Origin of the sequence: Microbacterium sp. LWO14-1.2 (assembly GCF_038397715.1) — a bacterium.
Classification (GTDB): Bacteria; Actinomycetota; Actinomycetes; order Actinomycetales; family Microbacteriaceae; genus Microbacterium.
This window is the reverse complement of record NZ_CP151633.1, coordinates 1,040,524-1,061,714: the sequence shown is the minus strand read 5'-3', so window position 1 is coordinate 1,061,714 and position 21,191 is coordinate 1,040,524. Positions and strand designations below refer to the sequence as shown.

The window sequence follows — 21,191 nt, the reverse complement described above, 5'->3', positions numbered from 1 at the left end:
CCGTCGATGGAGCGTCACACGACGATCAGACGGTCGCGAGAGCCGCCTTCACCGACGTCGTGCGACGGAGCGTGACCGCGAGCGTCGTCGCGACCAGGGCGAGCACCGCCCACACGACGAGCGCGGCTGCGGCTGCCCCGTTCGCGGAGATCAGACCGGAGAACGCGGATGCCGTGGGCAGCGCGGCCCCGATCGTCGCCAGCCACCCGGGCACCGTCGACACGAGTCCCGTCGCGATGGCGAGGACGCCGACCAGAGCGGAGACCCACCGGCCCACCCCGCCGAAGACCGCGACGAGCGCCTGGTTCACCGCGGCGAAGGCGACCCCTGCCAGCACGGCCATACCGGCGAACGCCCACCACGTCGCGGCGTCGTATCCGGCGACGATCTGCACGATCAGCGAGACGAGCACACCCTGCCCAGCGCCGATCGCCGCCGCCGGTGCGAAGGCGCGGAGCGCGAGCCCCGCCGATGTGCGGCGCGAGGTCAGTGTGCGGGCAGTGTGCGGGCGCAGCACGAGGAAGGAAGCCAGTGCTCCGAACCACAGCACGACGGCGGTCAGCAGCGGGATCGCCGTCGGTCCGAAGATCGTGTCACCCGCTCCCTCGGCGGCCACCGGGTCGGCGATCACCGAGGCGAGCGACGTCGACTCGGCGTCGCTGAACGACGGCAGGGATTCGGCGGCCGTGCGCAGCCCGCCGGCGAGGTCACCGGTGCCGGTGGCGAGGCTGTCGAGGCCCGTGGTGAGCTCGGTCGCGCCGGTCGCGAGATCGGTCGCGCCGGTCGACAGCTGCTCCGCTCCCGTCGCGAGCGTGCGCGCACCGGTGGCCGACTGCACGACGCCCTCGTTGGCGAGCTGTGTGAGACCGCTCGCGAGCTGCGAGGCGCCCGCACCTGCCTGGCTCAGCTGAGGAGCGACGGTTCCGGGCAGCGCCGCGAGCTGCTGCACGCCCATGTCCGTCTTCGATGCTCCCGCGGCTGCACCGGCCACCTGCTCGCAGAAGGTCGCGGATCCGCCCGCTGCCGCACAGTCGGCTGCGAGCTTCGTCAGACCTGCTGCGAGCTGTGACGAGCCCTGGGCGACCAGTGCCGCGTTACTCGCCTGCGCCTGCAGCTCCTGAGCGCCGGCTGTCAGGCCCTGTCCGATGGTCGAGGCGCCCGCCGCAGCCTCGCGGGTCTTCGTCGTGAGCGTGTCGAGCCCTGCGGCGAGGGTCGTCGCGCCCGATCCGAGCTGCGAGGCACCGGAGGCGAGCTGGGTCGCGCCGTCGGGGATCGCAGCAGCGCCGGCCGCGGCATCCCGTGCTCCTGTCGCGAGCTGGTCGGCGCCGTCTGCGGCCTCGCCGATCTGGTCGCCGATGGTGGTGAACCCGACGAGGATGTTGTCGGTCGTGGCCTCCGAGAGCATGGTGCCCATGCTCGACGCGGCGACGTTCGCGATCTGACTCGTGATGAGATCGTCGGCGACGAGGCCGTCGTCGGGCGTGGTGACACGGATGGTGGCCTGCTCGGCGGTGCCACCGCCATCGGAGATCGCCTGTCCGGCGGAGGTCGCGGCGGCCGAGAAGTCCTCGGGGATGGTGATCACGGCCTGATAGGTGCCGTCGGCCAGGCCGTCTGCGGCATCCTCCTCGTTCGAGATCACCCAGGTGAGGTTCGAGTCGAGATCGTCGGATCCTTCGACGAGTCCTGACGCCAGCTGCCGGCCGAGCGGGGCGGGCTGTCCGTCGATCTCGACGGGCTCGTCGAGATTCACGATCGCGGCGGTCATCGAGTCGAGGCGCTCGGTCGGGTTCTGCAGCGCGGCGACGAGGATGCCGCCGATCGCGGCGGGCAGCAGCAGGATGCCGAGGATGGTCAGCCAGGTGAGGGAGCGGCGGGGTGTGAGCGAGCGGGTCATGCGTGCACCTCGGTCGTGGTGGAGGAGTGGGCGGCGTCGAGATCGGTCGGGGCGGGCGCGCTGCGTCCGGCCGATTCGAGCACGGCGAGGGCGGCGTCGGGGGAGCGAGTCGTGAGCACCACGGCGAGCGCCTGATCGGTGTCGCGCAGACGCGCGGCGAGCTGATCGCGCTCGGACGGGGAGAGCCGGTCGACGCCGTCGATCACCAGGAGCGAGGGGCGCCCGCGCAGGGCCTCGGAGAGCTCGGATGCCGTGTCGCCGGCATCCGAGACGATCACTGCGCCGACGTGCGCGCGCACCCAGGCCGCTCGTCCCGGCAGCAGGTGACCGGCGACGCGGAGGAGACCGCCGTCGGGCGTGATGCGTCCGGCGAGGGCGAGCGCGAGCACCCGCAGTGCGCCGGTCGACGATCCGGTCACGACGGCCGACCCGCGCGGCGGAACCCGCAGACGAAGGGCGCGGATGCCGGCATCCGAGATCGTGAGGTCGTCGGCGGCCACGACCGAGTCGTCGCCGGGCCAGTCGGCCAGGTGACGCTCGCGCTCGACCGCCTCGCCCTCGATGTCGACGCTCGGCAGGATGCGTTCGAGCCAGGCCGGGATCTGCCAGGCGCGCTCGCCGAGGATCGCCATGAGCGCGGGGATCAGCGTCATCCGCACGAGGAAGGCGTCGATCGCGATGCCGGCCGCGAGGCCCAGCGCGATCGGCTTGAGTGAGGAGTCTCCCTCCGGCACGAACGCGACGAACACCGCGAACATGATGAGACCTGCGGCGGTGACGACCTTCGCCGAGCCGGTGAACCCGCTGCGGACCGCGCGGAGGGCCGCTGCGCGTCGGGTGGAGCGGTCGGGGCTCTTGGCGTCCGGGTCGTGCACGTAGTCCTCGCGCATGCGCGAGACGAGGAACACCTGATAGTCCATCGCGAGGCCGAAGAGCACGCCCATGAGGATGATCGGCATGAAGCTGATGATCGGGCCGACCTTCGCGACGTGCAGGGCGTCGGCGAACCAGCCCCACTCGAACACGGCGCCGACGACGCCGAAACCGGCGACGATCGACAGCAGGTATCCGGCGGCGGCCGTCACCGGCACCCACAGCGAGCGGAAGACGATCGTGAGGAGGATCAGCGAGAGGCCGATCACGAAGAGGCCGAACGGCAGCAGGGCGTGACCGAGCTGATCGGAGATGTCGATGCCGACGGCCGTGAACCCGGTGACCTTGAGGTCGATGCCGTACTCGTCCATCCACTCGTCGTGGTGCGCGCGGAGCTCTCGCACGAGGTCTGCGGTCGCCGGGTCGTCGGGAGCCGTCTCCGGCACGATCTGCACGATGCCGGTGTCGGCGGTCTCGTTCGGGGTGGCGAGGGCGACCTCCTTCACACCGTCGATCGCCGCGACCTCGTCGCCGAGGTCCCGCATGAGGGTGAGCGGATCGGTGCTCGTGACGATCGTGCCGGTGAGGATCAGTGGACCGTTGAATCCGGCGCCGAACTCCGAGGCGGTGAGATCGTAGCTCTGCCGGGCTTCGGAGTCCTTCGGCAGCACGCCCGCGTTCGGGAGAGCGAGGTTGAGGCTGAGCGCGGGGACGGCGACGATTCCCAGACCGATCACGACGGCGAGAGACACGAGGATCGGCCGCTTCGTGACACCCGAGACCCAGCGGTCGCTGAAGCCGCGGCGGACGGCGGGAGCGGTCCGCCCCTTCTTCGCCTTCGGGGCCCGGCGCGGTCGTCCGACGACGCGTCCCTTCATGAAGCCGAGCAGAGCGGGCGTCAGCGTCACGGCGATGGCCACGGCGATCGCGACGGCGACCGATGCGGCGATGCCCATGGTGGTCAGGAACGGGATGCCGGCGAAGCCGAGCCCGATCAGCGCGATGAGCACCGTGACCCCCGCGAACACCACGGCCGAGCCTGCCGTGCCCACGGCGCGCGAGGCCGACTCCTCGGGGTCGGTGCCCGCTCTCACCTGGTCCTGGTGCCTGGCCATGATGAACAGCGCGTAGTCGATCCCGACGGCGAGTCCGAGCATGAGGGCCAGCAGAGGGGTGGTCGACGACACCGTGGCGAACGCGGTGGCGGCGAAGATGCCCGCCATCGAGATGCCCACGCCGAGCACGGCGGTGAGCAGTGGGAGGCCGGCGACGACGAACGAGCGGAACGTGACGATCAGCACGAGCAATGCGATCAGCAGGCCGACCGCCTCGGTCAGCGTGACTCCGGGGATCGACGTCGCGAACAGGTCGCCGCCGAGCGCGGTCTGCGAGCCGGAGGGGAGCTCGTCGGAGAGGTCGGCGACCACGGCGCGGAGGTCGTCCTTCGTCTGGTCGTCGACGTCGCTGGACTGGCCGTCGAACTGGAGCCGGATGATGCCGGCGGTCTCGTCGTCGTTGACCATGCCGTTGACGTTCTCGTCGAAGGGCGAGGTCGCGGAGAGCACCGAGTCGTCGAGGTCGGCGAGCTTGTCGACGGTGTCCTCGATGTCGGTCCGATACGGATCGTCGACGATCGAGTCGCCGTCTGCCGCGACGACGATGATCTGCGCGCTCGTGCCGCTCACCTGCGGGAACGAGCGGTTCAGCTGCTCGAGCCCGGCCTGCGACTCGGTCCCGGGGATCGAGAAGGTGTTATCGGTCCCTGCGCCGAGCACGAGGGCGCCGGCACCGGCGAGCCCCAGCACGAGCAGCCACGACACGAGGACGCGCCAGGGGTGCCGGTACGACCAACGGCCGAGCGAGGACAGGAGTGTGGACACGGGGCTCCTCCGAGGATGCGGGTTGGATACACATCTGTATCCAATACATAGTTGTATCGTAAAGTGAGCCGGAGGCAGAAGTCTGTGGACGAGGTGTGAGAATGAGGGGTCAGGAGGATTCGATGACGACGACCGCCACTCGGAGCAGGGAGAACACCCGCGCCCGCCTGCTCGACGCCGCCGCGCAGGTGTTCGCGGAGGTCGGGCTCGAAGGCGCGTCGGTGGAGACCGTGTGCGAGCGCGCCGGCTTCACCCGCGGCGCCTTCTACTCGAACTTCGAATCGAAGGACGAGCTGTTCCTCATGCTCGCCGGCCGCGTCGCCGAGCAGCGCGTGGACGCCGTCCGCGCCCGGGTCGACGAGATCGCCGCCGACGGCGGACTCGTGGAGGGCTGTGATCCCGTCGAGCTGGTGCAGCAGCTCATGGATGCGGGGAGCGATGACCGCCCGGGCGTCATGCTCATGAGCGAGATCCGCATCCGCGCTCTGCGCGACGCGCAGTTCGGAGCGGCCTACCTCGCCCAGGAGCGTGAGATGGTGTCGAGCATCGCCACGATCGTGTCGGGCATCGTCGACGCGAGCTCGCTCGAACTGCGCATCCCCGCCGACGCGGCGGCACGCATGCTCATGATCATCTGGGAGGGGATGACCGTGCGCGGCGCGATGGCCGGTCACGACGCCGAGCAGCTGCGCCACTCCGGCAGCGAGGAACTCGGCCGTCTCGTGCAGCTCCTGCTCGCCTGATCGTCGTCATCCGGGCAGCGCACCGGGTGCCGGAGCCGACGCGTGCCGGATCAGCGCGACTCGACCTGCTTCGGCGATGCGACCGGCACAGCAGCAGGGATCAGTCGGCGAGCACCCCGTGGCAGCGGCGCAGGCGGTCGAGCCACCAGTCGCGGCGGTCGGCGGGGGCCGCGAGACGGTCGAGCGCCGCAGCGTCGGGAATGACTCGTCCCGCCGGGATCGCGCCGTCGACCGGGCGGCGGTCGGCGACGTCATCGAGGAAGAGGGATGCCGTGCCGAGCCCGCAGTCGTAGTCGAGCGTCGGAAGGGCGGCGGCGAGCGCTGCGCCCTGCGAGAGGCCGATCGCAGTGTCGAGGGCGCTCGACACGACCACGGGGAGCCCTGCCGCCGTGACGATCTGCAGCGCGTGGGTGATGCCGCCGAGCGGCTGGGCTTTGACGACCAGCAGGTCGGCGGCTTCGGCGCGCGCCACAGCCAGCGGGTCGGATGACTTGCGCACGCTCTCGTCGGCCGCGACGGGGATTCCCATGTACTTCACGCGCTGCCGGAGCTCGGCGAGCTCCGGCACGGTCCGGCACGGCTGTTCGACGTACTCGAGGTCGTACTCGGCCAGGGCGTGCACGGCATGCTCTGCCTCGTCGACGTTCCAGAGGCCGTTCGCATCGACGCGGATGCGACCCTCGGGGCCCATCGTCTCGCGCACGGCACGGACCCGGGCGACGTCGTCGGCGAGCGACTGGCCGGGCTCGGCGACTTTGACCTTGGCGGTGCGGCATCCCACGAAGCGGTCGAGCACCTCCGACACGCGAGCCGCCTCGATGGCGGGCACGGTCGCATTCACGCGGATGCTGTCGCGCACCGCTGCGGGTTGGGGGCGCCACGCGAAGTCGATCGCCGCCGTCAGCCAGGTGGCCGCCTCCGCGTCGTCGTACTCGACGAACGGCGAGAACTCCGCCCATCCCCCCGGGCCCTCGAACAGCAGCGCCTCCCGGGTGTCGACTCCGCGGAAGCGTGTGTGCATCGGGAGGGCGACGACCCGGGCGGAGTCGAGCAGGTCTGCGAGCGGCGGGATCATGTGCCCATTCTGCTCTGTCTCGGGGAGTCGAACTCGGCGCGAACCACCCCTCTCGGTGCGAGCCACCCCCTTCGAGCCTGCCCCGAGGGGGTGGCTCGCCCACGAGGGGGTGGCTCGGCAATGAGTCGCCGGATCGGAGGCGCGCGCCACGCATGTAAGTGTCATTGACAATAGTGTGTCTCGCACAGTAATGTGATCGTCATGAACGAAACGCTCGACACCCACCTGCAGGAGCTGCGGCGCGGCACCGTGGTGCTGGCCTGCCTGCAGTTGCTTCGCACAGCGGGATACGGCTACGGCCTGCTCGAGCAGCTCGACGCCCGCGGGTTCGCCACCGATGCGAACACGCTCTACCCGCTGCTGCGTCGTCTCGAGAAGCAGGGGTACCTGACCAGCGAGTGGAACACCGACGAGGCTCGGCCGCGCAAGTTCTACCGCACCTCCGAGGCCGGCGTCCGGCTCGCCGACACACTCACAGACGAATGGCGCGCACTCACCACCGCCATCGCCTCTCTCACCGCAGAGGAGAACTGACATGCCCACCACCGGCACCGCCACCCTCACCGAGCGCTACATCAGCGCGACGGTCCGCAGCCTGCCGCCCGAAGTGCAGGACGATGTGCGGGCCGAGCTCGAAGCATCCATCGCCGATGCCGTCGAAGCCCGACGGGAGCAGGGCGAGGACCCGCAGAGCGCCGAGCGCGCCGTGATCGTCGAACTCGGCGACCCCGGCGTCCTCGCGGCCGGCTACGCCGATCGACCGCTGCAGCTCATCGGGCCGAAGTACTATCTCGCGTGGTGGCGCCTGCTGAAGGTGCTGCTCTGGATCGTCCCCACCTTCGCGGCAGCGGGCGTCGCCCTCGGAAAGGTCTTCGAATTCGCGACCTTCGGCGAGACCGTGGGCGCGGTGGCGACCGTGATCGTGCTGTCGATCGTGCACGTCGGGTTCTGGACGACCCTCGTGTTCGCGATCCTGGAGCGCACCGCCACCGCCCCTCGCTGGTCGTGGAACCCCGATCGCCTGCCCGACCCGTCGGATCCGGGGCCGCGGCGCGCCGACCTGATCGCCACCGTCGTCTTCCTCGGCGCGGCCGCCGGCGCGATCCTGTGGGATGCACTGCGCGGCTTCGTCCGTGACGACGGCGTGCCGGTGCCGATCCTCGATCCGGCGCTCTGGCCGGTCGGCATGGGCGTGCTGCTCGCCCTGATGGTGGGCGAACTCGTGCTCGCTGTCGCCGTGTACCGTGCGAGGCGCTGGACGACCGGCGCCGCCGTGGTGAACACCCTGCTCGCGGTCGCCTTCGTCGTGTTCGCCCTGTACCTGCTCCTCTCCGACCAGCTCGTGAACCCGGGGTTCCTGGAGTATCTGGCAGTCGAGCATGCCGCGGGGCTGGCGGAGGCCGACGCGCGAGCCGCCGAGCAGGGCGGGGTCATGAACGTCCTCTCCGTCATCCTCGGCGTGGTGATCGTCGGGAGCGGCCTGTGGGACGCGATCGACGGCTGGATCAAGGCGCTGCGCGCTCGCCGCTCGTGAGCGGCGGGCGCGCGGGAATAGGCTGGATGCCGTGACCAGCGCATTCGTCTCCGACCTGTTCGACCCCGACGAATGGGTGCTCGCGCCCGGCGCCGAGGACTACACCGACATCACCGCCCACGTCACGCACGACGGCGGCGTCGCCCGCATCGCCTTCAACCGCCCCGAGGTGCGCAACGCGTTCCGTCCGCACACGGTTGACGAGCTGTATCGCGCGCTCGACATCGCCCGTCAGGATCCGCGGATCGGCGCCGTGCTGCTCACCGGCAACGGGCCGAGCCCGAAGGACGGCGGCTGGGCGTTCTGCTCGGGCGGCGACCAGCGCATCCGCGGACGGGACGGCTACAAGTACTCCGACGACGAGAAGGTCGTGCACGACCCCGCGCGCGCCGGACGCCTGCACATCCTCGAGGTGCAGCGGCTGATCCGCTTCATGCCGAAGGTGGTCATCGCCGTCGTCCCCGGGTGGGCGGCCGGTGGGGGCCACTCCCTCCACGTCGTCTGCGACCTCACCATCGCCTCCGCCGAGCAGGCGCGCTTCAAGCAGACGGATGCCGACGTCGGCAGCTTCGACGCCGGGTACGGCTCCGCCTACATGGCGCGACAGACCGGGCAGAAGTTCGCACGCGAGGTGTTCTTCCTCGCCGAGGAGTACTCGGCGCAGCGGGCGTACGAGGCAGGAGCCGTCAACAGGGTCGTCCCGCACGACGATCTCGAGCGCGAGGCCCTGGCGATGGCCCGCACCGTGCTGACCAAGTCGCCCACCGCGATCCGCATGCTGAAGTTCGCGTTCAACGCGGTCGACGACGGGCTCGTCGGGCAGCAGGTCTTCGCCGGTGAGGCCACGCGTCTCGCCTACGGCACCGATGAGGCCGTCGAGGGCCGCGACTCGTTCCTCGAGAAGCGCGACGCCGACTGGTCATCGTTCCCCTGGCACTACTGAGGCGCTGAGGGCACGGTCATGGTCGCGCTGATCCCGATGGACGCCGACGATCCGGCGCAGCTGCGGGGCGCACTGGCCCGTGCGCTCGACGGCGGACCGGCTCTCGGCTTCGGCATGCTCGCCGACGCGCCGGACTGGGTGCCGCAGGGCACCGCCGTCGTGATCGCGACGTCGGGGTCGAGCGGCATCCCGAAGCGGGTCGCCCTGAGCGGGGAGGCTCTGCGGGAGAGCGCCGAGGCGACGGCTGTGCGTCTGGGCGCCGGACGCTGGCTGCTCGCGCTCCCCGCCGGCTACGTCGCCGGACTGCAGGTGCTCGTGCGGTCATACCTCGCGGGCACCGAGCCGGTCGCTCTGTCGGGCCGGTTCTCGCCGGAGTCCTTTGCCGAGGCCACGCTGTCGATGCTGCGTCCTGCGGCGGGAGGGGCGGTGCCCGAGCTGTACACCTCGCTCGTCCCCGCCCAGCTGTCGACCCTGCTCGACGCGGCCGACGATGCTCCGGTGCGGGCGGCACTGCGGGCGTATCGTGCCGTGCTCGTGGGCGGTCAGGCGCTTCCGGAGCCGCTGCGCGATCGGGCGGACGACCTGGGCGTGCGACTCGTGCGCACGTACGGATCGACCGAGACGAGCGGCGGATGCGTCTACGACGGCGTCCCGCTCGACGGGGCCCTCGTGCGCGCGGTCGACGGCGAGCTGCGCATCGCCGGACCCATGCTCGCCGACGGCTACATCGGCGACGGCGCACTGACGGCCAGGAACTTCGTACGCGACGAGCACGGCATCCGCTGGTATCGCACCGGCGACCTGGGCCTCGTCGAGGACGGCGTGGTGCGGGTGCACGGCCGCGCAGACAACGTGATCGTGTCGGGCGGGATCAACGTCTCCCTCGATCGCGTCGAGCGGATCGTCCGCAGTGTGCCTGGGCTGAGCGGTGCGGTCGTCGTCGGAGTCGATGACGATCGGTGGGGAGAGGCGTCGGTCATCGTCGCGGCACGAGGCGAGGCCCTGCGCCGCAGTGAGGCCGAGCAGCTCGCGCACGCCAGGGATGCCGTCGCGGAGCAGCTCGGCAAGCACGCGCGTCCGGCGCGGCTCATCCTCGTCGACGAGTTGCAGCTGCTCACATCGGGCAAGCCCGATCGCGAAGCGATCCGCCGGGCGGTCGCCGAGCTGCGCTGAGCGCGCCGCAGCTGCCCGCGGAGGCCGCACGCAGCGCGATGCGTAGGGTGGCTGTGTGAGGATCCTCAGGCTCGCGGGCGGCCCCGGCGTCGGCAAGAGCACGGTCGCCTGGGAGGTCGCGCGTCGGCTCGGAGACGAGGGGACGCCGACCGGCTACGTCGACATCGACCAGCTCGGCATGTGCTATCCCGCACCCGGCGGCGATCCGGACCGCTGGCACCTGAAGGAACGCGTGCTGCAGCACATCGCTCGTGCGCATGAGGCGGTCGGCGTGGACCTCCTCGTCGTGTCCGGCGTCGCGGAGACGCGCACTCCGCCGCGCTCGCACGGGTATCCGGCGACGTCGATCTGGCTGGATGCCGAGGAGTCGGTGCGCCGCGCACGCCTCGCGGCGCGGGGGTGGGATGACGGACAGGTCGGCCGAGCGCTTCAGGCCGGAACGACGGAATCGACGCACGCCCACGCCGACTGGATCAGGCTCGCCACCGATCGCCTCGCCGCCGGGGCGGTCGCGGATGCCGTGATCGACCGGGTCGGGAGTCAGAACGGGTCGGCTGCAGGCGCTGCGACGCGGGCCCTTCGCCCTGTGTCGACGGCAGCCGGCCGGGTCGTCTGGCTCACCGGTCCGCGCCTCGCCGGCGCCTCGACGGTCGGCTGGCGTCTGGTCTCGGAGCGGTGGTCCGCCGGCCTGGTGACCGGGTTCGCGGATGCCGCGCAGCTCGCGTTCACGGCCAACGTCGACGATCACGATCACGGCCTCGCCCTCGCCGGCATCGCGGCCCTGCACGAGGCGTTCGCCGAGGTGCAGGCGCACGAGTTCGTCGTCGTCGCTCCGCAGGCGATCACCCCGGACGCGGTGCGCCTGACGTTCCCGCACGTCGAGGTGGCGATCGTGCGTCTCGGTGCTGATGAACCGACACGCCGAACCCGTGCTGGGGAGCGCCGCGCCGCTCGCGGCCCGCGGCTGGCGGGCGACGATGTCGCCGAGGCGACGGATGCCGAGATCGCGGCCCTGATCGTCGATGGCGCCGTCGAGCCGCGCGAGGATCCCGACGTCGTGGTCGTCGAGACGTCCGGCCTCGAGTTGCAGTCAGCGGTCGATGCCGTGCGGCGGGCTCTCGGGGGCGACATCTCGTCGGTCGGCGACCCGGCGCCCTGACACACTGGAGCATGGCCACCTACACGCACGGGCACCACGAGTCCGTTCTCCGCTCGCACAACGTCCGCGACATCGCGAATTCGGCGGCGTACCTCCGCCCGCATCTGCACGACGGCATCCGGCTGCTCGACGTGGGGGCAGGACCGGGCAGCATCACGGTCGACTTCGCATCGGTGGTCGCGCACGTGACCGCGACCGAGATCGACGAGGCCGCGCTGTCGCTCTCGCGGGAGCTGGCGGCCGAGCGCGGTCTGACGAACCTCGACTTCTCCGTCGAAGACGTGCACGGCCTGAGCTTCGCCGACGACTCCTTCGACGTCGTGCACGCGCACCAGGTGCTGCAACACGTGGGCGACCCGGTGCAGGCGCTCCGCGAGATGCGCCGCGTCGCGGTACCGGGCGGCGTCGTCGCCGCCCGCGACGCCGACTACGCGGGCTTCCTGTCGTTCCCCGTGCTGCCCGAGCTCGAGCGGTGGCTCGACCTGTACCGACGCGCCGCACGAGCCAACGGCGGGGAGCCGGATGCCGGACGGCGACTGCTCTCCTGGGCGCGCGCCGCGGGCTTCGAGGACGTCGAGGCGACGGCATCCACCTGGTGCTACGCGACTCCCGAACAGCGAGCGTGGTGGGGCGGGATGTGGGCCGATCGCATCCGCGAGTCCGCCCTCGCGCGGCAGCTCGTCGCGTCCGGCATGGCCACGCCGGACGACCTCGACGAGATCAGCGAGGCGTGGAAGCGCTGGGCTGCCGACGGCGACGGCTGGTACCTCGTGCCGCACGGCGAGATCATCGCGCGCGCCTGAGCGGCGGATACATCTGCAGGCGGATGCCGTCGGCATCCTGCCCCGCGTAGCGTGGGAGAGTGATCCGCCCGCTCTCGCGCACAGCGCTGACCCTCGACATCGTGGGCGCAGTGCTGCTGTTCATCGTGTTCACGCCGATCTCGGTCGTGTTCTACGCGCCGAACCCGAGCGAGCTCGCTGCACCCGCCGTCGCGGCCCTGGTCGTCTCGAGCATCCTCCTGTTCGGCGGCGTCGCGATCGGTCGGCTGTCACCCGCCCTCGCTTTGATGGCCGCCTGGGCCGGCGCGATCCTGCAGATGCTGGCGGGGTTCGGTCCGCTGCCCATCGACGTCGCGATCCTGATGGTGCTGTACGCCACATCGGCGTGGGGATCCCGCACCGTGCTCTGGTGGGGATTCGGCTCGGTCCTCGTGGGCGGGTTCATCGCCACGATCTTCATCGTGGTCGTCAACGGGCTCGTGCTCAACGCCTCCAGCGGGTGGAACGCGATCTCGACGGGCACTCTGCTGCTGATCCTGTCGATCCTCGCTCTGGGGTTCGCCTGGGTCTGCGGTCTGCTGTGGCGCGTGGTGCTGCGCGCTCGCCGCACGCGCACGGCCCAGCTGCAGGCCGAATCCCTCGCCGCCGAGGAGCAGGAGCGCGTGCGCATCGCGCGCGACATGCACGACATCGTCGCGCACTCGCTCGCCGTCGTCATCGCCCAGGCCGACGGAGCGCGGTACGCCGCCGCGGTGAAGCCCGAGATGGCCACGGAGGCGCTCGGCACGATCGCGCAGACCGCGCGCGGAGCCCTCAGCGACGTGCGTCTGCTGCTCACGCAGCTGCGCCATCGGCAGGGCGACGGCCCGCAGCCGACACTCGCCGACCTCGAGACCCTGTTCGCGCAGGTGCGCCAGGCGGGCATCGAGCCCCGGATCACGGTCGACCCCACGCCGCCGGGGGAGCCGCCGGGGGCCATCCAGCTCGCGGTCTACCGCATCCTGCAGGAGGCGCTCACGAACAGCATCCGTCATGGCGACGGCGCCGTCGACGTGCATCTCGCCTGGCTGCCCGACCGGGTCGAGATCCAGGTGCGCAACACGGTCGCGTCCGGGCCGTCGCAGCCGAGCGGCGGACACGGTCTCATCGGCATGCGCGAGCGCGCACAGCTCGTGGGCGGTAGCCTTCAGGCGGAGCGGGAGGGCGCGCAGTTCGTCGTGCGCGCGGTGCTCCCGATCGGAGAAGGTGCATGATCAGGGTCGTACTCGTCGATGACCAGGCGCTGTTCCGCGCCGGCATCCGGATGCTCATCGCCTCGCAGCCCGACCTCGACGTGGTCGGAGAGGCGGGCAACGGGCAGGAGGCCATCGAGCTCGTCCGCTCGGCGCGCCCGGACGTCGTACTGATGGACATCAGGATGCCGGTCATGGACGGCCTCACCGCGACAGCCGAGATCCTCACCCAGCCCGACCCGCCGCGCATCGTCATGCTCACGACCTTCGACCTCGACGAGGCTGCGGCCCGGGCCATCCGCCAGGGAGCGAGCGGCTTCCTGCTCAAGGACGCCGACCCCGAGTTCCTGCTCGCCGCGATCCGCACCGTGCACTCCGGATCGAGCGTGATCGCGGCCTCCGCGACGCGCGAGCTGTTCGAGCACTTCGCTGAGGCGCCCAAGCCGGTGCCGCCGCAGTTCGCCGCCCTGACCGACCGCGAGCAGGAGATCTTCGCCCTCGCCGCACGCGGCCTCTCGAACTCCGAGATCGCGGCGCGCGAGTACCTCAGCGAGGCGACGGTGAAGACGCACATCAGCCGCATCCTCACCAAGCTCGCGCTGCGCGACCGGGTTCAGCTCGTCGTGTTCGCGTTCGAGCACGGCCTGGCCTGATCGCTCCCTCCCTCCCTCTCTCAGCGCGAGCCACCCCTCTGTGCGCGAGCCACCCCCTTCGGTCGCGCCCCGAGAGGGGTGGCTCGTATAAAGAGGGGTGGTTCGGGGGAGGGGGGATCATCCTCCGGATGTACGAGGATGCGCCGCCAGAGCGACGCGCCGGGAGAGGCCCCGGAAATAGCGTCGGTGTCATGGAGATCACGACCACCGACCTCGGGCTCGCAGCCCGCGTCCAGCACCTCAAGAAGACGTACGGCTCGGGAGAGGGCACGGTCCACGCCCTCGACGACGTCAGCGTCGGAATCCGCCGCGGCCAGTTCACCGCGATCATGGGTCCGTCCGGATCCGGCAAGTCCACCCTCATGCACATCATGGCCGGGCTCGACACCCCGACCGACGGACGCGTCTGGATCGGCGACACCGAGATCACCGGTCTCGGCGACCTCGACCTCACGGTCCTCCGTCGCCGTCGCGTCGGCTTCATCTTCCAGGCGTTCAACCTCGTGCCGACCCTCACGGCCAGGGGGAACATCCTGCTGCCGTTCGAGCTCGACGGCCGCCGCCCGAGCGCGATCGAGAAGGCGCGCATCGACGGCCTCGTCGAGACGCTCGGACTCGGCCCCCGCCTCGATCACCGCCCGCACCAGCTGTCGGGCGGGCAGCAGCAGCGCGTGGCCATCGCCCGGGCTCTCGCGACCGCGCCCGACCTCGTCTTCGCCGACGAACCCACCGGGAACCTCGACTCGCAGACGGGCCGCGAGGTGCTCCGGCTGCTCGCCGCCGCGAGTCGGGAGCACGGACAGTCCATCGCGATGGTCACTCACGACGCGATCGCGGCGAGCTACGCGGACCGCGTGCTCTTCCTCGGAGACGGACGCATCGTCGCCGACCACCCCCGCCAGAGCGCCGAGGAGATCTCGGCCTACATGCTCGCCGCCGAGGTGACCGCATGACCGCCGTGGCAGAGCCGCTCACGCACACCATCGTCCCCGAGACGTCGGCCACCGGACCGCGCCTCGCCTGGCTCCGCGACCGCGGCATGGGTGCGAGCGTCCTCGTCGCCGCGCTGTCGGCGGGGTTCGGCGTCGTGCTCGTCGAGACGACCGCCTACCTCGGCGCCGTGCTGCAGGCCGACCCGTTCATCGGCGACAGCGACAGCCTCGCCCTCGTCGTCGGCATCCTCTCCGTCCTGCTCACGGGCGTCGCGATGTACGTCGCGGCGATCGTCACCGCCAACGCGTTCTCGACGATCATCGCGGGGCGCACGCGTCAGATCGCCCTCATGCGCCTGATCGGCGCATCGGCGCGGTCGCAGCGCTCGGAGGTCGGCAGGCAGGGCCTCATCGTCGGCGTGATCGGCGCGGTCATCGGGCTCGTCGCCGGCGTCGGCCTCGCCGCGCTGGGCGTGCAGATCGGATCCCAGCTGATCGGGACCACGCCCCAGGACTTCACGCTGGCACAGCCCTTCATGGCCCTTCCCGTCGTCGGCGTCGCGCTCACGACGTGGGCGGCTGCCTGGGCAGGGTCGCGTCGGGTGCTCACCGTCACGCCGCTGCAGGCGATCGGCGGGTCCGTCGAGCGCTCGCACGACGAGGTCTCGCGTCCGAGCCGCCACATCGGCGCCTGGATCCTGCTCGTCACGGGTGCCCTTCTGCTGGCCGCCGGTGTCGGTCTGGGGTTGCTGCACCCACTCGGCGTCGTCGTGGCGTTCTTCGGCGGAGTCCTCTCGTTCACCGGCCTCGCGACCGGCTCCGTGCTGTTCATGCCGCCCGTGCTGCGACTGGTCGGCCGGATGTTCGGGTCGAGCGCCACCGCCCGCCTCGCCGCCGAGAACGCCCTCCGGTATCCCGAGCGGTCGTCGCGCATGGCGATCGGCGTGGTCATGGGCGTGACCCTCGTCACGATGTTCGCCGTCGCCCTGGAGTCGGTCAAGCAGATGATGATCGGCCAGTCGGGCGGAGACGTGCCGCCCGAGTTCTTCGCCCCGTTCGACGCTTTCGCCGGCGTCATGATGGTGCTCGTCGCGGTGTCGGCCGTGATCGCCGCGGTCGGCCTCGTGAACCTGCTGACGATCGGTGTCGTGCAGCGCCGCCGCGAACTCGGCCTGCTGCGGTCGATCGGGCTGTCCAACCGCCAGGTTCGGCGCATGGTGCTGCTCGAGGCGACGCACATCACGGTCGCCGCGACCCTCACCGGGCTCGTGCTCGGCGTGGTCTACGGCTGGATCGCCGCGCAGTCCCTGCTGGGCTCGGTGCCGACGTACCCCGACTTCGCCCCGGCAGGGCTGGTCGCGCCGCACGTGCCGTGGCTCCCGATCGTCATCATCGTCGTCGCGACGGCCGTGCTGACCCTCGTCGCGGCTGCGGCGCCGACCAGGCTCGCGACCCGGGTGGCTCCGGTCGAGGCGCTCACCGCCGACTGAGCGTCATCTTCCGTCACCCTCGCCCTCCGCCGGAGGGCGAGGGCGACGTCGCGCCCTAGGCTGGACGGATGCCGACTCCCTTCGACCAGTCCACGTATCAGGTGCGCCTCGACTGGGGCGTCGAGGGCCTCGGACGGCTGGCCGCAGCCGACGTCGTCGTGGTGGTCGACGTGCTGCGCTTCTCGTCGACGGTGGCGGATGCCGTCGCCGCCGGCGCCACCGTGTCTCTCACCGACGCGGGGGAGTGGTCTCGCAACGGCGCCGCTGTGGCCGCTGCGGCGGAGGGGGCGACGGTGCTCCTCGGCAGCGTGCGCAACGCGGGTGCCGTCGCGCGGGCGATCGCCGTCGAACAGGAGCGACGCCAGGCGCGCACCTCGGTCGCCGTGATCGCGGCGGGCGAGCTCGACAGCACCGGAGGCCTTCGCTTCGCCGTGGAGGATCACCTCGGAGCAGGTGCGGTGATCGCCGCTCTCACCGATCTCGGCATCGACCACACCGCCCCGGATGCCGCAGTCGCAGCCGAGGGCTTCCGCGCTCTCCGCCGCGCGCTGCGTCACATGCTGAGTGCGAGCGGGTCGGCGCGCGAGATCGCCGACGGCGTGCCCGCCACCGACCGCATGACGGCGGCGGGACTGACGCCGACCACGGCGACGGACGCCGCCGAACTCGACGCGATCGACGCGGTCCCGGTGCTCCGCGACGGGGTGTTCGTCGCCTTCGCGTGAGTCTCGCGACCGATCAGCCGCCCTGGTCGTAGGGTCGTGGCATGAGGTTCGTCCCCGCCTTCATCCTCGACGCCGTGTTCGTGCTCGTCTTCGCCGTGATCGGGCGAGCGAGTCATCAGGAGGATGCCGCGGGCTTCCTCGTCACGGCCTGGCCGTTCCTCGTGGCGCTGCTGCTCGGGCATCTCGTGGCGGCACTGCTACCCGGTCGCCCTCGGCGCCCGTGGTCGTTGGCGTGGGGCGCCGTGGTGTGGGTGGTGACGGTCGTCGGCGGCATGCTCCTGCGCGTCGTCTCGGGCGACACGGCGCAGGTCGCATTCATCATCGTCGCGACGCTCGTCCTCGGACTGCTTCTCGTGGGATGGCGTGCGGTCGCGGCGGTGCTGCGTCGCCGGTCGACGGCGCGGGCGGCCGCAGAGCGCGAGGTCGACGACCAGTCACCCGGCGGCGATCCCACGCCGGCCGCGCACGGTGACGATGACGCGCAGGAACCTGGTGCGACGGATGTCTCGGATGACGACGTCGCCGACGAGGACCCCGAGCTGCGTCGCGACTGAAGCGGCGATCTGCTCCCGGTTCAGCGCGACATCTGCGCCGCGAGCCGCGTGTCGGCGGTGATCTCGCGCCGGGTCCAGGAGAAGAGGTGCCGGGCGTCGAACGTGCGTGAGCACCGGGCGCACGACGTCGCGCGCGACGGGCGCCGGTGCCGGTACGTCACATGCCCGGCAGGGCACCGCCCCACCCACGGTGCGAGTTCCACGGCGGTCTCGCCGTGGTGCGTGGTGCCGCCGACGTAACCGAGATCGCGCGCCACGCGCTTCCAGACGGGGCCGTGCGCGGCAGCGTGACCTGCGAGGGCATGGGCGACCTCGTGCAGCAGCACCTGATGGATCTCGTCGTCGTCGAACCGGGCCGCCAGGTACCGCGATACCGTGATGCGCTTCTTCGAGTAGTCGCACTGGCCGGCGCGACGTTTCGCATGGTCGAACCCGAACGACCAGCTGTCGTCGAGATGCATCGAGATGAGTGCTTCGCCCCAGACGCGCACCCGGTCAAGTTCCGCCATGCGCTCAGGCTAAGCCATGCCACCGACATCGAGGCGGCATCCGCACGCGGACGCCTCCGCACGGCATCCTTCCGCCGAAGGCCGACCGGGGTCAGCCCGCGAGCAGCTCCGACGAGCGACGGCGTTCGGCGGCCTCGATGGCGAGCAGCACGGTCTCGAGCTCGCGGTCGTCGGCGCCCGCCTCGCGACGCAGGAAGAGCGACTGCTTGAAGCTCTCGCGCGCCGTGTCGTAGTCGCCGGCCTCATAGGCGTTGCGCCCGTGGTGGTGGTACGCGAACGCCGCGATCGACAACCACCGCTGACCCTCCGCCTCGGTCGCGCACGTCGCCAGCTCCTGCTCGGCGGCGGCGTGGGCTCGACGATGCTGCAGCACGGTCGCGTGCAGCACGCGGGCGCGCAGCACGTCCTTGCGCGTGCCGGCCATGCGGGCCTGCCGCACGGTCTCGTCGGCGACGGCGAGCGCATCGTCGAGGCGATTCAGCACCTTCAGCAGCCACACCCGCTCCAGCAGGGCGGGAAGGCTGCGCTGGTCGGAGATCTCCTCCAGGCGTGCCGCGCATTCATCGAGATCGACCAGTTCGCGAAGACTCTCGTGGTCGTATCCACGGATGAAACTCATTGCTCTCCTCTCGCAGCATCCCCCGACCAGTGTGCCCTCCGTCGGCGCGCCAGCCGGGGCGGCACGCCCCGAGTCGCCGCATCCGATCGCGTGGTCGATGCTCAGCGCAGGAAGAGCGAGGCGTCCGGACGCGGCGAGGCCACGGCATCCGCGTCCGTCACGACGCGTGCGCCCTGGATGAAGGCCGCCACCTCGGCGCCCTGAGCGATCTTCGCCGGATGCGGACCGGCGGCGAGCAGGCGCGGCAGCCACTCCGTCGGGAGGGGGGAGGCGGACGCCGCGATCACGAGGTTGCCGAAGCGGCGCCCCTTGAGCACCTGGGTGTCGGCGAGGATGCCAATCTCCGGCAGCACCTCGGAGATCGTCGCGACCTGCCGGCGCGCGAAGGCGAGACCCGGCCCGTCGGCGACGTTCACGAGGAGCACCCCCGTCGGCGCGAGCAGGGCGCGCAGTTCGCGGTAGAACTCGACGCTCGTGAGGTGGGCGGGTGTCTGCGCGCCGGAGTAGACGTCGGAGACGACGAGATCGCACGACCCCTGCAGAGCGGCGGGCAGACGGCCGACCCCTTCCCTCGCGTCGCCGATGCGCACCCGGATCGCGGCATCGCGGGGGAGAGGGAGGTGCTCGCGCACGAGGGACGCGAGCGGCGCCTCGAGCTCGATCACCTGCTGCCGGGACCCCGGCCGAGTGGCGGCGACGTAGCGCGGGATCGTCAGCGCGCCCGCGCCGAGGTGCACGGCGGTGAGAGGTCCTTCGGGCAGCTGATCGATGACCGCCCCCATCCGCACGATGTACTCGAAGTGCAGGTGGGTGGGGTCGTCGAGGTCGACGTGCGACTGCGGGGTGTCGTCGACGATGAGTTCGAACCCGCTCGTGAAGTCGGAGGGGATGATGCGGGCGATGCCGCCGTGGTCGAGACGGGCCTGCGGGTGCTCGGTGTCGCGCGCTCTCGTCCTGCCCATGCTCCGAGACTACGCGCTCGTGCGAGCGGGGTCAGCGGGACTGGTTGCCGTTCGAGCAGGTCTCCTGATCGACGCTCTGCCCCGAGATCTCGGGCGGCAGCGTCACCCTCGGAGCCTCGGTCGGAGCGGGCGTGGCCGGGGATTCCTCGGTCGGGGCTTCCTCGGTCGGGGCCGGGTCGGCGAGCTCGACCCCCGAGTTCGTCGCCACGTCGCCGGACAGCGAGACCGGCTCGCCTGCCGCGAGCGCCGCCCAGAGCGGCGCGGCGGCCGACTCGTCGGGGATCACCTTCACGCCGGGGTTGTCGGGGTCGTCGAGGTTCGGGTACTGCACGAACACGAAGTCCGAGAACCGCACGTCCTTGAGGGCGAGCGCGAGCTGGCTGAGTGTCAGCGGGTTGTTCAGCGACTGACTCGGGACGATGTTGTCGGCGACCGTGTTGGCGAGCCGCAGCACGGTCGCCGGATCGGTCAGGGTCTCGGCGCTGAGGATCTTCTTCGCGAGCCGTGACATGTACTGCTGCTGGTTCGAGATGCGGGCGAGGTCGCTCTCGTCGCCGACACCGTGCCGCGTGCGGATGAAGGCGAGCGCATCGGCGCCCGAGACGGTGTGCGTGCCGACGGGCAGGTCGATGCCGGCCTGCCGGTCGCGGATCCCCTCGCCTGCGACGCACACCTCGACGCCGCCGATCGCGTCCGTGATCTCGATCACGCCGTCGAAGCTGATCTTCGCGGCGAACTCGATCGGGATGTCGCTGAGGTCGGTGATGGTCTTCGCGATGCACGAGACGCCGGCGTGGTCGAACAGGGAGTTCAGGGGCGCCTTCGACATCGACGAGGCGGTCGATCCGTCCTCCCGCGTGCACTCGGGGACGCGCACCATGAGGTCGCGGGGGAACGACACGACGGTGACGTTGCGGGGTGCTGCTGAGACGTGCACCAGCAGGTTGACGTCGTTGCGGATGCCCCCGTCCGCCTCCTCGCACCGCTCGCCGAGCAGCTGGGTGGTGATCTCGCCGCATTCGTCGGTGCCGACGACGAGGATGCTGAACGCCTGGTCGTCGGGATAGGCCCCGAGCGCGGGCGGAGCGGCGTCGGCGCCGTCCTCGAGAGCGACGGCGCCGTCGCCGGTGCGGTTGAGGATGTCGGCCGCCACGAACCCGCCGACGGCGATCGCCGATACCAGAAGCACGCTGAGCGAGATGCCCAGGATCTTCAGGAAGGATGAGAGTGCCGTAGGCGTCGGCAGGGTCGCATGGCGTGCGACGGTCGATCTTCTCGTGTCGTCGAGGGCGCCTGGCATGCGGCAGAGCCTACCCGGCGAGCCTGACGAAGCCCGATGTTACGGGTGCATGACGTTTCCGAGAATAACTTGCAGGTAATTAGTTAGTCGTGAATACTTTTTCCTACGTGGTAGGCAGCACCCGATGCCGCCAGGACGTTCAAAGAGGAGATCCCT

20 protein-coding genes are annotated in these 21,191 nt (G+C 71.1%); 13 read left to right on the top strand and 7 right to left on the bottom strand.

Annotated features, from left to right (window positions below):
* Window positions 1-25: 25 nt before the first annotated feature.
* Together MRBLWO14_RS05195 and MRBLWO14_RS05190 are read right to left on the bottom strand one after the other, a co-directional pair.
* The gene (locus MRBLWO14_RS05195; protein ID WP_341935390.1) at window positions 26-1,897 is read right to left on the bottom strand and encodes a YhgE/Pip family protein; all 1,872 of its coding nucleotides are present in this window, start codon (window positions 1,895-1,897) and stop codon (window positions 26-28) included.
* Window positions 1,894-4,650 carry an MMPL family transporter gene (locus MRBLWO14_RS05190; RefSeq protein ID WP_341935389.1) on the bottom strand — a complete coding sequence of 919 codons (2,757 nt, stop codon included), beginning with the start codon at window positions 4,648-4,650 and terminating at the stop codon, window positions 1,894-1,896. The genes MRBLWO14_RS05195 and MRBLWO14_RS05190 overlap by 4 nt, the downstream gene beginning before the upstream one ends.
* A gap of 122 nt (window positions 4,651-4,772) precedes the next feature.
* On the opposite strand from MRBLWO14_RS05190, the gene MRBLWO14_RS05185 reads away from it, so the two are divergent.
* On the top strand, window positions 4,773-5,393 hold the full coding sequence (locus MRBLWO14_RS05185) for a TetR/AcrR family transcriptional regulator (RefSeq protein WP_341935388.1): 621 nt from the start codon (window positions 4,773-4,775) through the stop codon (window positions 5,391-5,393).
* Between the two features lie 100 nt (window positions 5,394-5,493).
* Here the strand turns inward: MRBLWO14_RS05185 and MRBLWO14_RS05180 are convergent, their stop codons facing one another.
* On the bottom strand, window positions 5,494-6,468 hold the full coding sequence (locus tag MRBLWO14_RS05180) for an o-succinylbenzoate synthase (protein ID WP_341935387.1): 975 nt from the start codon (window positions 6,466-6,468) through the stop codon (window positions 5,494-5,496).
* A 201-nt stretch (window positions 6,469-6,669) separates the two neighbouring features.
* Between MRBLWO14_RS05180 and MRBLWO14_RS05175 the strand changes: the two genes are divergently transcribed.
* The 12 genes from MRBLWO14_RS05175 to MRBLWO14_RS05120 all read left to right on the top strand — a co-directional run bounded on the left by MRBLWO14_RS05175 (window position 6,670) and on the right by MRBLWO14_RS05120 (window position 17,645).
* Window positions 6,670-7,002: a PadR family transcriptional regulator gene (locus MRBLWO14_RS05175; RefSeq protein ID WP_341935386.1), complete on the top strand. Its 333-nt coding sequence runs from the start codon at window positions 6,670-6,672 to the stop codon at window positions 7,000-7,002.
* A 1-nt stretch (window position 7,003) separates the two neighbouring features.
* Window positions 7,004-8,002 carry a permease prefix domain 1-containing protein gene (locus MRBLWO14_RS05170; RefSeq protein WP_341935385.1) on the top strand — a complete coding sequence of 333 codons (999 nt, stop codon included), beginning with the start codon at window positions 7,004-7,006 and terminating at the stop codon, window positions 8,000-8,002.
* A gap of 31 nt (window positions 8,003-8,033) precedes the next feature.
* On the top strand, window positions 8,034-8,945 hold the full coding sequence (locus MRBLWO14_RS05165; RefSeq protein ID WP_341935384.1) for a 1,4-dihydroxy-2-naphthoyl-CoA synthase: 912 nt from the start codon (window positions 8,034-8,036) through the stop codon (window positions 8,943-8,945).
* Between the two features lie 18 nt (window positions 8,946-8,963).
* A complete protein-coding gene (locus MRBLWO14_RS05160) occupies window positions 8,964-10,118 on the top strand; it encodes an AMP-binding protein (RefSeq protein WP_341935383.1) in 1,155 nt (384 codons plus the stop codon).
* A 55-nt stretch (window positions 10,119-10,173) separates the two neighbouring features.
* Window positions 10,174-11,277, top strand: a complete 1,104-nt coding sequence (locus MRBLWO14_RS05155; protein ID WP_341935382.1) for an AAA family ATPase — start codon at window positions 10,174-10,176, stop codon at window positions 11,275-11,277.
* Window positions 11,278-11,288: 11 nt separating this feature from the next.
* Window positions 11,289-12,080 carry a class I SAM-dependent methyltransferase gene (locus MRBLWO14_RS05150; RefSeq protein WP_341935381.1) on the top strand — a complete coding sequence of 264 codons (792 nt, stop codon included), beginning with the start codon at window positions 11,289-11,291 and terminating at the stop codon, window positions 12,078-12,080.
* 59 nt (window positions 12,081-12,139) lie between these two features.
* The gene (locus MRBLWO14_RS05145; RefSeq protein ID WP_341935380.1) at window positions 12,140-13,312 is read left to right on the top strand and encodes a histidine kinase; all 1,173 of its coding nucleotides are present in this window, start codon (window positions 12,140-12,142) and stop codon (window positions 13,310-13,312) included.
* Window positions 13,309-13,944, top strand: a complete 636-nt coding sequence (locus MRBLWO14_RS05140; protein WP_341935379.1) for a response regulator transcription factor — start codon at window positions 13,309-13,311, stop codon at window positions 13,942-13,944. Before MRBLWO14_RS05145 ends, MRBLWO14_RS05140 begins: the two co-directional genes overlap by 4 nt.
* Before the next feature lie 191 nt (window positions 13,945-14,135).
* Window positions 14,136-14,897 (top strand): ABC transporter ATP-binding protein, encoded by a 762-nt coding sequence (locus MRBLWO14_RS05135; RefSeq protein ID WP_341935378.1) that lies wholly within the window; start codon window positions 14,136-14,138, stop codon window positions 14,895-14,897.
* Window positions 14,894-16,366 (top strand): ABC transporter permease, encoded by a 1,473-nt coding sequence (locus MRBLWO14_RS05130; protein WP_341935377.1) that lies wholly within the window; start codon window positions 14,894-14,896, stop codon window positions 16,364-16,366. The genes MRBLWO14_RS05135 and MRBLWO14_RS05130 overlap by 4 nt, the downstream gene beginning before the upstream one ends.
* 68 nt (window positions 16,367-16,434) lie before the next feature.
* Window positions 16,435-17,091, top strand: a complete 657-nt coding sequence (locus MRBLWO14_RS05125; RefSeq protein WP_341935376.1) for a 2-phosphosulfolactate phosphatase — start codon at window positions 16,435-16,437, stop codon at window positions 17,089-17,091.
* A gap of 41 nt (window positions 17,092-17,132) precedes the next feature.
* Entirely contained in the window at window positions 17,133-17,645 is a 513-nt protein-coding gene (locus MRBLWO14_RS05120) for a DUF3054 domain-containing protein (protein ID WP_341935375.1), read from the top strand.
* Window positions 17,646-17,665: 20 nt separating this feature from the next.
* Here the strand turns inward: MRBLWO14_RS05120 and MRBLWO14_RS05115 are convergent, their stop codons facing one another.
* The 4 genes from MRBLWO14_RS05115 to MRBLWO14_RS05100 all read right to left on the bottom strand — a co-directional run bounded on the left by MRBLWO14_RS05115 (window position 17,666) and on the right by MRBLWO14_RS05100 (window position 21,035).
* Complete coding sequence (locus MRBLWO14_RS05115; protein ID WP_096713416.1) at window positions 17,666-18,154, bottom strand: SprT-like domain-containing protein; 489 nt, start codon at window positions 18,152-18,154, stop codon at window positions 17,666-17,668.
* Window positions 18,155-18,245: 91 nt separating this feature from the next.
* Window positions 18,246-18,773, bottom strand: a complete 528-nt coding sequence (locus tag MRBLWO14_RS05110) for a hypothetical protein (protein WP_251589082.1) — start codon at window positions 18,771-18,773, stop codon at window positions 18,246-18,248.
* Between the two features lie 101 nt (window positions 18,774-18,874).
* On the bottom strand, window positions 18,875-19,735 hold the full coding sequence (locus tag MRBLWO14_RS05105) for a fused MFS/spermidine synthase (protein WP_341935374.1): 861 nt from the start codon (window positions 19,733-19,735) through the stop codon (window positions 18,875-18,877).
* Between the two features lie 31 nt (window positions 19,736-19,766).
* Entirely contained in the window at window positions 19,767-21,035 is a 1,269-nt protein-coding gene (locus MRBLWO14_RS05100; RefSeq protein WP_341935373.1) for an LCP family protein, read from the bottom strand.
* Between the last annotated feature and the right edge of the window lie 156 nt (window positions 21,036-21,191).

Bases quoted from the DNA above. Each gene is read 5' to 3' on its own strand.
- MRBLWO14_RS05160 (WP_341935383.1), top strand. From the start codon at position 8,964: ATGGTCGCGCTGATCCCGATGGACGCCGACGATCCGGCGCAGCTGCGG.
- MRBLWO14_RS05180 (WP_341935387.1), bottom strand. From the start codon at position 6,468: ATGATCCCGCCGCTCGCAGACCTGCTCGACTCCGCCCGGGTCGTCGCC.
- MRBLWO14_RS05115 (WP_096713416.1), bottom strand. From the start codon at position 18,154: ATGGCGGAACTTGACCGGGTGCGCGTCTGGGGCGAAGCACTCATCTCG.
- MRBLWO14_RS05125 (WP_341935376.1), top strand. From the start codon at position 16,435: ATGCCGACTCCCTTCGACCAGTCCACGTATCAGGTGCGCCTCGACTGG.
- MRBLWO14_RS05140 (WP_341935379.1), top strand. From the start codon at position 13,309: ATGATCAGGGTCGTACTCGTCGATGACCAGGCGCTGTTCCGCGCCGGC.
- MRBLWO14_RS05195 (WP_341935390.1), bottom strand. From the start codon at position 1,897: ATGACCCGCTCGCTCACACCCCGCCGCTCCCTCACCTGGCTGACCATC.
- MRBLWO14_RS05185 (WP_341935388.1), top strand. From the start codon at position 4,773: ATGACGACGACCGCCACTCGGAGCAGGGAGAACACCCGCGCCCGCCTG.
- MRBLWO14_RS05110 (WP_251589082.1), bottom strand. From the start codon at position 18,773: ATGAGTTTCATCCGTGGATACGACCACGAGAGTCTTCGCGAACTGGTC.
- MRBLWO14_RS05150 (WP_341935381.1), top strand. From the start codon at position 11,289: ATGGCCACCTACACGCACGGGCACCACGAGTCCGTTCTCCGCTCGCAC.
- MRBLWO14_RS05135 (WP_341935378.1), top strand. From the start codon at position 14,136: ATGGAGATCACGACCACCGACCTCGGGCTCGCAGCCCGCGTCCAGCAC.
- MRBLWO14_RS05170 (WP_341935385.1), top strand. From the start codon at position 7,004: ATGCCCACCACCGGCACCGCCACCCTCACCGAGCGCTACATCAGCGCG.
- MRBLWO14_RS05130 (WP_341935377.1), top strand. From the start codon at position 14,894: ATGACCGCCGTGGCAGAGCCGCTCACGCACACCATCGTCCCCGAGACG.
- MRBLWO14_RS05105 (WP_341935374.1), bottom strand. From the start codon at position 19,735: ATGGGCAGGACGAGAGCGCGCGACACCGAGCACCCGCAGGCCCGTCTC.
- MRBLWO14_RS05100 (WP_341935373.1), bottom strand. From the start codon at position 21,035: ATGCCAGGCGCCCTCGACGACACGAGAAGATCGACCGTCGCACGCCAT.
- MRBLWO14_RS05175 (WP_341935386.1), top strand. From the start codon at position 6,670: ATGAACGAAACGCTCGACACCCACCTGCAGGAGCTGCGGCGCGGCACC.
- MRBLWO14_RS05120 (WP_341935375.1), top strand. From the start codon at position 17,133: ATGAGGTTCGTCCCCGCCTTCATCCTCGACGCCGTGTTCGTGCTCGTC.